Origin of the sequence: Corallococcus sp. CA047B (genome assembly GCF_003612065.1) — a bacterium.
GTDB classification, from domain to species: Bacteria; Myxococcota; Myxococcia; order Myxococcales; family Myxococcaceae; genus Corallococcus; species Corallococcus praedator.
Map to the genome: position 1 here is coordinate 1 of NZ_RAWD01000599.1, position 2,205 is coordinate 2,205.

At 69.1% G+C, this 2,205-nt stretch carries 3 protein-coding genes; all 3 read left to right on the forward strand.

Annotated features, from left to right (window positions below; all coding sequences use genetic code 11):
• The first annotated feature begins 41 nt into the window (after positions 1-41).
• From D7X74_RS41400 to D7X74_RS41410, 3 genes are read left to right on the forward strand one after another with little or no spacing between them, the layout of a single operon-like run.
• Positions 42-320 (forward strand): hypothetical protein, encoded by a 279-nt coding sequence (locus tag D7X74_RS41400; protein WP_120538405.1) that lies wholly within the window; start codon positions 42-44, stop codon positions 318-320.
• A 4-nt stretch (positions 321-324) separates the two neighbouring features.
• Positions 325-1,674: an AgmX/PglI C-terminal domain-containing protein gene (locus D7X74_RS41405; protein WP_120538406.1), complete on the forward strand. Its 1,350-nt coding sequence runs from the start codon at positions 325-327 to the stop codon at positions 1,672-1,674.
• Positions 1,675-1,721: 47 nt separating this feature from the next.
• Entirely contained in the window at positions 1,722-2,168 is a 447-nt protein-coding gene (locus tag D7X74_RS41410) for a cyclic nucleotide-binding domain-containing protein (protein ID WP_120538407.1), read from the forward strand.
• Positions 2,169-2,205: the final 37 nt, after the last annotated feature.

The following is a 2,205-nucleotide window of genomic DNA, read 5'->3' on the forward strand; positions in this document are numbered from 1 at the left end:
GCCTCGGCTAAGGTGCCCTCCGAAGTCCCGTAGACACGCCCATGCGCCCCGCCCTCCTGCTCCTCCTGCTCGTCGCCGCCCGTCCGTCCCGGGCGGAGGACCCCGCGCCCGCCCCGAAGTCCGCGGACAGCGCGACCCCCGCCACGACCAAGAAGGCGCCCAAGGCCATCCAACTGGAGGCCATCACCGTCGAGGGCCGCATCCAGAAGCCGGAAGCCTTCTATTTTCTCGACCGCTCCAAACCGAGCTTCGACGACCTGAACCGCACCGAGAGCTTCGTGCCCAAGGTGGTCCAGAGCGTGGATCAGGACCCCTTCTAGCGCCATGGCCCTTCAAACCGCCCACAAGCTGCTGCGCGTCGGCGTCATCCAGGATGGCCGCATCGTCGAGGAGCATCACGTCCTCCACGACTCCGTCACCATCGGCGATGACGCCCGCAACACCATCGTCCTGCCCGCGGCGCAGGAGCGCCCCGGGCGCTTCAAGGTGCTGGAGAACCGCGCCAACCAGTTCCACCTCATCATCGACGAGCACATGCAGGGCCGCGTCAACCTGGGCTCGTCGGACGTGGACTTCGACGCGCTTCGCACCCAGGGCCTCGCCACGCGCCGCGAGGACGACACCTTCGATCTCCCCCTGCAGGAGAGCGCCCGCGGCAAGGTGGAGCTGCCCGACGCCACGCTCTTCTTCCACTTCGTCCCCGCCCCCCCGGAGGGCTCGAAGCCCGCACTCCCGCCGGAGCTGAAGTCCAGCTCGTGGCGCACCCTGGACCAGCTCTTCTTCCTCATCCTCGCGGCGATGCTGGTGCTCTACGTGCTCAGCGTCGCGCTCATCGTCACCCGGCCCACGCCGGTGGAGGCGGAGGTCGAACTGGAGCAGTTGGAAGACCGCTTCGTGCGCGCCTTCATCCCGCCGCAGGCCCCGGTGAAGGAGGAGCCGAAGGACACCGGCACGTCCCCGGACAAGAAGCCGGATGACACCAAGGCCCCGCCGAAGAAGACCGCCACCGCGGCCACCACGCCGACGCCCGCGGCCAGCACGGCGGAGCAGCGTCAGCAGTTGGTGAACCGGGTGGCAGGCACGGGCCTGCTCAAGATTCTTGGCAGCAAGGGCGAAGGCGGTGCCCTGGAGAACGTGCTCGGCGAGAGCATGGGCGGTACCAGCGTGGCGGATGCGCTCGCCGGCGCGCAGACCGGCGGCGGCGCGCTCGCCGTGGGCTCGGGCGGCGGCAACGGCATCGCCAACCCCCAGGGTGACACCGGTGGCAAGGCCGCGGGCATCGGCGCCCAGGTCACCCAGGGCGCCGGCAAGGTGGACACCGGCACCCGGCAGACCGTCAAGGCGCCCCAGGTGGCGGACGCGGCCGCGGAGGTGGACAGCTCCGAGGTCAGCCCCAAGGACATGGCGCGCTTCATCCAGCGCATGAAGGCGTCCATCCAGCGCTGCTACGAGAAGGAACTCAAGCGGGACCCCACCCTCAAGGGCCGGGTCATGGTCCGCTTCAACCTCAAGCCCAACGGTCGCGCGGACAACATCGAGGTGGATGAAAGCACCCTGCGCTCCGAGGGCGTCAGCAGTTGCATCGTCACCACCATCCGCAGTTGGACGTTTCCTTTCAAACCGAGCGACGACGTCCCCGTCTCCTACCCGTTCATCTTCTCGTCAGGAGATTAGGCTCGACCGTCCGGACCCTCCGGATACGCCGGACCCGCGGGGAGCACATGGAGAAGCTGGCCGTCATCGCCACATCCCCCCTCTTCGAGATGCTCGCGCCCCCGGAACTGGCGCGGCTGGCGGAGCTGGCGCGGCTGTACCGGTACGCGGACGGCGAGGTGGTGTTCGAGGAGGGCGACCTGGGCGACAGCCTCTTCGTCATCGTGCGCGGCCAGGTGGAGGTGGTGCGCCGGGGGAACGGCAACGGGACGAAGCCGCTCACCGTCCTGGGCCCCCCGGAGTTCTTCGGGGAGATGGGCCTCATCGACAAGGACCACCGCTCCGCCACCGTGCGCGCCCTGGGCGAGGTGGAGCTGCTCCAGCTCACCGCACAGGATTTACGCACCTTCCGACTTGCTCACGCGGAGGGCTTCACCTTCATCGTCGTGAACATCGCGCGCAACCTCTCCGCGCGGCTGAGGGACGCCAACGCCCGGCTGGCCCCTCCGGACTGACCCCCGGACGGCGGGACGATGGGGCATTGCGTTGACA

Excerpts from the sequence above, each read along its gene's own strand:
- D7X74_RS41400 (WP_120538405.1), top strand. The coding sequence starts at position 42 with ATGCGCCCCGCCCTCCTGCTCCTCCTGCTCGTCGCCGCCCGTCCGTCC.
- D7X74_RS41405 (WP_120538406.1), top strand. The coding sequence starts at position 325 with ATGGCCCTTCAAACCGCCCACAAGCTGCTGCGCGTCGGCGTCATCCAG.
- D7X74_RS41410 (WP_120538407.1), top strand. The coding sequence starts at position 1,722 with ATGGAGAAGCTGGCCGTCATCGCCACATCCCCCCTCTTCGAGATGCTC.